Genomic DNA, 8204 nt, shown 5'->3' with positions numbered 1-8204 from the left:
TTTTCCTCCCTTATTCATTTGTGGCATAAAAACACCTCCTGAAATTCCGATTTTACTTTGTAACTATGACTTTTCCTTCTGAATCCAGAAGAGGTGTAATAGCCGCTCCATATCCAGATTTCCAACAAAGATAGTTAACCCCAGTCTCCTTATCTACAAGGATTTGGCGAACTCCTTCATCCTTAAGCTGACTTCCGTCTCTAAATGTAACTTCAAATCTTTCTTCTTTCTTTGCCATGTTTATTTCTCCTTTTTTCAAGCGTTAAATTTAAATTTTCCAGTTATACAAACTGGGAATTGTTTATTTCTTTTTTTTCGGTTTTAGGGCTGGCAATTCATCATACATTGCATGAAACAAGCCTGTCAAAAATTCCTTATTATCAACCTCATCTACCAACAACATCTCTTTTGCTCCCTCATAGGGTAATTCATACGGAGCTGTCGGCATATAACTAATTGCTGATTTTACTGGTTTAACAAGTAATCTATCATCATAGATACCACCTACAATCTTGCCACGATAATAAATAATAAATTCTCCCATCATAGCTCGATAAGTAATTTCTTCTAACTCAGATAGCTGCCCTAAAATAAGCTCTAAGTATTCCTTGCTTGATGCCATATTTCCACCTCAAATTCCTATTTGATTCTCCCATTATAACATCTCACTACATCTCCTTCAACGTAAAGCTCACCGTCCACAATCCCTTATAACTGGTATCCTTTTTCAGCTTCGCTTTATACCCAGTCACATACATCTCAGACAGTTTCAGCTCCGATGTCTCCACATCAAAATACTGCACGCTGATCTTATCCAGTTTCGCATACCCTGCCAGCTTCTTAAGCCACTTCGCCGTAACAGAAAACGACACCGGGATCTGCGCAACGCCATGCCGCACCACATCCCTCTGCGTCGTCCCTGCCTCCGTCTCACCACCGGAATCCGCTTCCACATCCTCCAGCTCCACCTCATAGGAATCTCCGGATTATGTATATACCACATATGTCTGGTATTCCGGGACATGATGGTCACATCCCGGTCATCCATATAAATTATTTCAAAATATCCCGGATCCAGACATTCAAGATCTTCCCTGCTAAACACCTGGTGCCTCCTTTCCAAAATACCCTTCCAGTGCTTTCTCCATGATTTCCTGCACCGCTCCGGCATCCATCTGCCCAAAATACCTCTCATACAATTCCACCGGCAGCTTCACAGACACACTCTGCGGCTTCTTCTGTTCTTTTCCTGCCAGGACACTTTCAACCGCCTCTTTCGTAATCTCCTTTCCCATCTTCCGCAGTTCCACTGCCTGCTTCGGTTTCAGTTTCTTTCCTTCTGCTTCTGCCACCTGCTGGATCATCTTCTGCATCTTCACATTCAGATAAGACAGATCCACAGCGGCTACCATTGCCAGCGTCCCCTTATCAACGGCATCCTTAAACTCCGGAATCAGCCGGTCCAGCCGCATGTATCTGGCAATATTCCTTCCAGTCATTCCATATTCCTCACCAAGTCCATCACGGCTTTTCTGTGACTTGTGGACATCATGTCCACAGGTTCTCTGTCTGGACTTGTGGACATCGTGTCCACAGGTTTCTTCCAGAGCCTCAATCTCCTGCCGAATATCGTTTCCCCTGACTGCTTATCTTTTCATAACGTGCCACCAGCACTGCTGCCTTCTCTGATGGAAGCAGTTCTGCAAAAGATCTCTGCAACAGGTTTGTCTCGATCACATATACATAAGCATCCTCATCAGACAGATCTGTCTTCACTATCGCCGGCACTTCCGTCAATCCTGCTATCTTCGCCGCATTGGTTCTGTTATGCCCTGCAAGCATCTCATACCCCCTTGCAGCCTTCCTCACGATCACCGGATTCAGCACACCATACGCCCTGATGCTCTGTACCATATCTTCCAGACGGTCTCCCTCATACAGCCGGAATGGATGATCATAAAACGGATGGATTTCCTCAACAGGAATAGAAACAATCCCGTTCACAGCCACTGACGTATCCTGCACCGGATCCTCAGCAAGAAGATCCAGTGCGTCCCGAAATACTTTTCTTTTTGGTGCATTAGCTTTCATCCCCAGCCACCTCCTCTGCCAGATTCCGGTATGCTTTACAAGCCTTATTCTCCGGTGCATACTCCAGAAGCGGCTCACTGTAATAAATTGATTCTCCCACCTTTACTGTATTCGGTATGATGCTCTTGAAAATTCGGATCTGTCCATCAAAAGTTTCCGTCAGCTGTTCTGTGATTACCTTGCAGAGATTTGTTCTTGCATCACACATAGTCAGCAGGATTCCTGAAATCTGCAGGCGGTCATTCAGTCTGCTTCTGACTTTCTTCACTGTCCGGATAAAATCCTGCAATCCCATCATTGCCAGAAGCTGCGGATTGACAGCAATAATCACCTCATCAGCCGCCGTCAGTGCGTTAATCGTCAATGTTCCGAGCGATGGACAGGTATCCTCTCAGCGGCTCCAGAATGCCGGTCAGCATCTTCTCTGAACCCATCTCCATCCGCAGCTTACTGTCCACTGCTGAAAGCATCATGGATGATGAAATAAAGTCCACGCTATTTCTGCTCTGAATAAACTCTGACAGATCCGGCATTTCCTCATCTTCCAGCCGATTCATCATCAGATGTCCAATCGTCACCGGCACAGCCGCAGGATCTTCAATTCCGAAGCAGGTTGTCAGATTTGCCTGGCTGTCAAAATCAACAGCCAGAACCCTTTTTCCCATCTCAGCCAGTGAATAAGCCAGGTTCCAGGAGCTGGCAGTCTTGCCAACTCCCCCTTTAAATGATCCGCACATGATAATTCTTGCCACACTTTCTCCCCCTCTCATGCTTTCTTTCCATAACAGCCAGCACTCTGCTCTGCCACATATTTTGCAGTAATTTCTTCTTTTTCATTCTGGTATCTGATTTTCAGTTTCTTAATCTCCTCATCCATAAATGCTGTTTTTGCTTCCTGCTCCTGTGCTTTATTCACATCCGGCGTGATAATCAGCTGACCATTTTCACATTTCACCTGCACATAATCCCCAAGATGAAATCCCAGTTCTTCCAGCCACTTTCCTTTTAATGTAATTACCGGAACCGTCTCATATTTATAACCGCTCTGTCCACAAACCTTCATATTTCTTACATTTTTCTTTGCCATAGAATTGACTCCTTTCAGATTTGACTAATAGATTTTCAGATAAAAAGAAAAAGCCGCTGACACGTTATTTTCTAACGCATCAACAGCTTCTGTCTTGCTTTGTTTCAGTGTATTATTCGGTTTTGTAAAGGTTTATTTGCTTTCAGCATTTTCCCTGATACGGTAATAATCATCCATATCAATGCCTATTTTTACCTTGGCATCTGGTTTTCGTTTGCCCAAAAGGCACACAGTCTCCACCGAATCGGTGACCGGGAACATATCAACCGGCTGCATCTTCTTCACCAGATAATCTCTCTTTGTAAGATATGCAAGGTCTCTGGCCAAAGTCTCCGGATTACAGGATACATAAACGATCTTCTCCGGGGAAAGGCTCAAAAGAGAATGCAGGAATTTACGGTCACTTCCTGCACGCGGAGGATCCATAAGAACTACATCCACTTTTTCCCCTTCTGCAGCCATTCCTTCCATAAACCAGCCGGCATCCCCCGGAACAAAACGGACATTACGAATCTTGTTCTCTCTGGCATTCATTCTGGCATCACGGATGGCATCACGGTTCAGCTCCACACCAATGACGTCTCTGGCATTTCTGGAAGCAATGATCCCAATGGTACCTGTTCCGCAGTAAGCATCGATCACACGCTCTTTCCCTGTCATTGCCGCAAACTCCATGGCTTTTCCGTAAAGCACTTCTGTCTGCACCGGATTTACCTGATAAAAGGAAGACGGTGAAATACGGAAGGTCAGTCCCATAAGACGGTCTTTGATAAATCCCGGTCCGTAAAGTACAATATTCCGGTCTCCGAGAACCATGCTGGTCTGTCTGTCATTGACATTGAGTACTACAGTTGTGATCTCCGGATGTTCCTTGCGGAGAGCTTTTACAAAATTATTCTTGGACGGAAAGATCGGTGAAACCGTAACCAGAACTACCATGATCTCCCCTGTAGAAAATCCTCTGCGCACAAGCACATGTCTGAGAAGTCCGTAACCTGTGTCCTCATCATAAGTCTTGATCTTAAAAGATTTCAGCATACCACGGATAGTACGGATGATCTCCTGGCTCTTTTTATCCTCGATCATACAGTCATCCACAGAAACGATCCTGTGGCTCTTCTCCTCATAGATGCCGGAGATCACATTTCCTTTCCGGTCACGGCCAAACGCCGCATGAACTTTATTTCTGTAATAATAAGGATCTTCCATTCCGATGATCGGTTCAACTTTACCGAATTTTTTCAGAAGGCCTTCTGTAATTTTCTGTTTCTTGCGAAGCTGATCCTGATAGGGTACTCCCTGGTAACGACAGCCGCCGCATTTCTTCGCAACTGAACAGACAGTTTCTTTCTGCTCCATTTATATCTCTCCTCTTTCACGGGCACAAAAAAGATGTTCCCAGTTATTTTCACTGAGAACATCTTAGCAGACCTTATGTTTTTTTACAAGAAAATCCTTGATTTATGCCTGATATGGCTCGTTAAATACAAGAATATGTCTCTTCACATTCTCATAAGTCCCCTGAACCATAGCCTCATTGAGATCAAAGAAATTATGTTTGTCTGTGGATGCCATATATTTCTCCACATGAGCAGTCAGGCTGTTAAAGCTTGCTGTGGCAATATTCACCTTGCGGATACCAAGAGAGATCGCTCTCTGGAAATCTTTGTCCGTGATACCACTGCCGCCATGAAGAACCAGCGGAATGTCCACTTTCTCATAGATCTTCTCCAGTACATCAAAAGCAAGAGTCGGTGCTACCGGATAGTTACCGTGTGCATTGCCGATGGCAACTGCAAGAGCATCGATACCTGTCTCTCTTGCATAAACAACTGCATCATCCGGGTCTGTGCAGCGGATACCATGGTCACAGCTTCCATCCTCACTTCCGCCTACAAGACCAAGCTCAGCCTCAACGGTGGCGCCATATTTACGGGCTTTCTCCACAACCGTCTTTACCTTGGCGATATTTTCCTCAAAAGGAAGAGTGGACGCATCCAGCATAACGGATGTAAAACCAAGCTCCAGAGCCTTGTCAACCGTCTCAAAAGTAAGGCCGTGATCCAGATGGACAGCCACATCCACCTTGGCTTCTTTTGCAGCCTGCACCATCATCGGTCCCATCAGATGAAGCGGGGAATTCTTGAGACGAACCTCCGCGATCTGAAGGATGATGGGTGTATTTAATTCTTCTGCGGCGCGGATCGCACCTTTCACCATCTCCATATTACCAACGCTGAAAGCACCACAGCCAATATTCTTCTCCTCGGCACGCTTCAGCAGATCTTTCATTTTCACAAGTGCCATGACTGATCCTCCTGTCCTGTTAATCGTACACTGTTTGCAGAAAAAGCGGTGTCCACGCACTTCTGGCCGATACCGCTTTTTCCGTCTGATTTATATTATTTATTATTTAGAGTCCTGTCTTCTCGGCAATGAATTTTCTTGCACGGATCGCATACTCAAGCGGATTAGCCTTAGCCGGATCCTGCTCAGCCTCTACAACCATGTATCCTTCATAGCCAGCCTCTTCCAGAACTTTAAAGATCGGATCATAGTTGATGCATCCATCTCCAGGAATTGTGAAGGCACCAGCTCTTACACCTGCAAGGAAGCTCATGTTCTCTTTCTTAACCTGCTCAACAACTTCCGGACGGATGTCTTTCAGATGAACATGTTTGATTCTGTGAACATACTTCTTAACAACTTCAAGCGGATCCTCTCCACAGTATGTAAAGTGACCGGTATCAAAAAGAAGGCTTACATACTCAGGATCTGTATTCTCCATCATACGGTCAACCTCAGCAAGGCTCTGTACAACAGTACCCATATGATGATGGAAAGTAAGGGCAATGCCATACTCCTCTTTGGCGATCTTACCAAGTTTGTTCATACCTGTGCAGAAAGTATCCCACTCCTGGTCATTCATCTCATATTTATGGCCGAAGATCGGAGTATCCAGCTGACCCTGAACACTGTAGCTCTGCTCAGAAGCGCCAATAACCTTAGCCCCCATAGCTTTCAGGAAAGCAAGCTGTGCACGGAACTCTTTCTCAACTTCCTCAAATGGTTTGGTGATAAGGAAGCTTGAAAACCACTGGTTACAGATCTCAACACCACGAAGTTCAAGAGCTTTCTTGAGAACTTCCGGATCTTTCGGATATTTGTTACCAACCTCGGAACCTGTGAAACCGGCAAGGGCCATCTCACTGACACACTGCTCAAAAGTATTCTCTTTGCCAAGGTCCGGCATATCATCGTTAGTCCATGCAATTGGTGCAATACCAAGTTTTACTTTATTCTTATCAAACATTGGTCAATTCTCCTTTATTATTTGAATTATTCCATAATCTCAGAAATCTTAACCGGTCTGTGCTCCTCGCTGGATTTCTTAGCAGCAAGACCCATTAATACCGGTTTCAGACCATCGTAAACATTCAGAGGTGTCTCTTTGTCATTAACGATGGCATCGATAAATGCTGCAACCTCTTTACCGTAAGCATCCATGTATCTCTCAAGGAAGAAGAACATCGGTTTCTCACCGGTAACGCCCTCAGCATTGCTGATCACTGTGGAAGACTGGCTGTCATTGGAGATAGCAGCCATACCCTCAGAACCGAATACTTCCGCTCTCTGGTCATATCCATAGGAAGCTCTTCTGCAGTTATCGATAACAGCGATCGCACCATTCTCCATCTGAAGAGTGATAACAGCTGTATCAACATCCCCAGCTTCACCGATAGCCGGATCAACCAGGTTCGCACTCTGAACATAAACCTCAGTAGCATCACATCCTGCAAGGAAACGAGCCATATCAAAATCATGAATGGTCATATCCAGGAACATACCACCGGAAACCTTAACATAATCAATGCTAGGCGGCTCAGGATCGCGGGAAGTAATCTTGATGATCTCCGGTTTACCAACCTTACCAGCTGCAACAGCCTGCTGAAGAGACTCAAAGTTGTGGTCAAATCTTCTGTTGAAACCAACCTGATATTTCAGATTCGTGCCCTCAAGAGCATTGATAACCTCTTTGATCTTGGCAATATCATGATCGATCGGTTTCTCACAGAAAACATGCTTGCCAGCCTTGATAGCCTCTACAGAAATCGGAGAATGAGTATCTGTAGAAGAACAGATCAGAACTGCGGAAATCTCAGGATCGTTGATGATCTCCTTATAATCCTTAGTCGTATGCTCAACACCCATGCTCTTAGCCCAAGCAGCAGTCTCATCATTTAAAAACGGATCCGCAACAGTCTTAATTACTGCATCCGGTACCCTTGTTGTGATACTGGTGATATGAACTCTACCAATTCTACCTGCTCCGATAATACCAACTTTAATCATAGTTTTGATCTCCTTTTGATTTATTTTCCCAATGTTATCCTCTTGCGTGTCCGAACACGCTCTTTATGCTTAATATAATATCATCGTAACCCACAAATCGCAACCCCTAATATTGTACAATATTACCATCTTTTTTCTATTAAAAATGACGAGAACTATTTTTAGCTGCAATATGCAATATTTTTAGGTCAACTTCACCACAACAATTCCAACACATTCCCACACTACTCCATATCAAAGCCACACTACCACTGCTATCCAGCCAAGCGCCACCCTCCCATCAGACAAACTCAGCTTCTACACCTCCAAGCGTCCAGCACAGCGCCGACGCACACCACCCTCCCGTCACGCAAGCGTAAACTCAGCCCCTCCAACTCCAAGCGTCCAGCGCAACGCCAACGCACACCACCTTCCCGCCATGCAAGCGCAAACTCAGCCTCTCCAACTCCAAGCGTCCAGCGCAGCGCCGACGCACACCACCTTCCCGCCACGCAAGCGCAAACTCAGCCTCTCCAACTCCAGGCATCCAGCGCAGCGCCGATGCCCGCCACCCTCCCGTCAGACAAGCGCAAACTCAGTCTCTCCAACTCCAAGCGTCCAGCGCAGCGCCGATGCCCGCCACCTTCCCGCCACGCAAGCGCAAACTCAGCCCCTCCAACTCCAGGCATCCAGC

12 protein-coding genes are annotated in these 8204 nt (G+C 45.6%); all 12 read right to left on the bottom strand.

Annotated features, from left to right (window positions below):
- Nucleotides 1-52 precede the first annotated feature (52 nt).
- A complete protein-coding gene (locus G5B06_RS18245) occupies nucleotides 53-238 on the bottom strand; it encodes a DUF6440 family protein (RefSeq protein WP_005342831.1) in 186 nt (61 codons plus the stop codon).
- 63 nt (nucleotides 239-301) lie between these two features.
- Nucleotides 302-622 carry a TfoX/Sxy family protein gene (locus G5B06_RS18240; protein ID WP_173761923.1) on the bottom strand — a complete coding sequence of 107 codons (321 nt, stop codon included), beginning with the start codon at nucleotides 620-622 and terminating at the stop codon, nucleotides 302-304.
- Nucleotides 623-668: 46 nt separating this feature from the next.
- Entirely contained in the window at nucleotides 669-968 is a 300-nt protein-coding gene (locus tag G5B06_RS18235; RefSeq protein WP_291543553.1) for a hypothetical protein, read from the bottom strand.
- A 129-nt stretch (nucleotides 969-1097) separates the two neighbouring features.
- Nucleotides 1098-1499 (bottom strand): hypothetical protein, encoded by a 402-nt coding sequence (locus tag G5B06_RS19135; RefSeq protein WP_148446714.1) that lies wholly within the window; start codon nucleotides 1497-1499, stop codon nucleotides 1098-1100.
- Between the two features lie 112 nt (nucleotides 1500-1611).
- On the bottom strand, nucleotides 1612-2091 hold the full coding sequence (locus tag G5B06_RS19130) for a ParB N-terminal domain-containing protein (RefSeq protein WP_148446716.1): 480 nt from the start codon (nucleotides 2089-2091) through the stop codon (nucleotides 1612-1614).
- Nucleotides 2081-2455, bottom strand: a complete 375-nt coding sequence (locus tag G5B06_RS19520; RefSeq protein WP_330606755.1) for a ParA family protein — start codon at nucleotides 2453-2455, stop codon at nucleotides 2081-2083. Before G5B06_RS19520 ends, G5B06_RS19130 begins: the two co-directional genes overlap by 11 nt.
- Nucleotides 2445-2843, bottom strand: a complete 399-nt coding sequence (locus G5B06_RS19515; protein ID WP_330606754.1) for a ParA family protein — start codon at nucleotides 2841-2843, stop codon at nucleotides 2445-2447. The genes G5B06_RS19520 and G5B06_RS19515 overlap by 11 nt, the downstream gene beginning before the upstream one ends.
- 14 nt (nucleotides 2844-2857) lie before the next feature.
- Entirely contained in the window at nucleotides 2858-3178 is a 321-nt protein-coding gene (locus G5B06_RS18220; RefSeq protein ID WP_148446720.1) for a SymE family type I addiction module toxin, read from the bottom strand.
- Nucleotides 3179-3310: 132 nt separating this feature from the next.
- A complete protein-coding gene (rlmD, locus tag G5B06_RS18215) occupies nucleotides 3311-4537 on the bottom strand; it encodes a 23S rRNA (uracil(1939)-C(5))-methyltransferase RlmD (protein ID WP_243278894.1) in 1227 nt (408 codons plus the stop codon).
- A 102-nt stretch (nucleotides 4538-4639) separates the two neighbouring features.
- Nucleotides 4640-5485 carry a class II fructose-bisphosphate aldolase gene (locus G5B06_RS18210; RefSeq protein WP_173772694.1) on the bottom strand — a complete coding sequence of 282 codons (846 nt, stop codon included), beginning with the start codon at nucleotides 5483-5485 and terminating at the stop codon, nucleotides 4640-4642.
- A gap of 106 nt (nucleotides 5486-5591) precedes the next feature.
- The gene (gene iolE, locus G5B06_RS18205) at nucleotides 5592-6491 is read right to left on the bottom strand and encodes a myo-inosose-2 dehydratase (protein ID WP_118063076.1); all 900 of its coding nucleotides are present in this window, start codon (nucleotides 6489-6491) and stop codon (nucleotides 5592-5594) included.
- Nucleotides 6492-6517: 26 nt separating this feature from the next.
- On the bottom strand, nucleotides 6518-7531 hold the full coding sequence (gene iolG / locus G5B06_RS18200) for an inositol 2-dehydrogenase (RefSeq protein ID WP_148446722.1): 1014 nt from the start codon (nucleotides 7529-7531) through the stop codon (nucleotides 6518-6520).
- Nucleotides 7532-8204 lie beyond the last annotated feature (673 nt).

Origin of the sequence: Blautia luti (genome assembly GCF_013304735.1) — a bacterium.
GTDB lineage: Bacteria > Bacillota > Clostridia > Lachnospirales > Lachnospiraceae > Blautia_A.
This window is presented reverse-complemented; position numbering and strand designations above follow the sequence as displayed.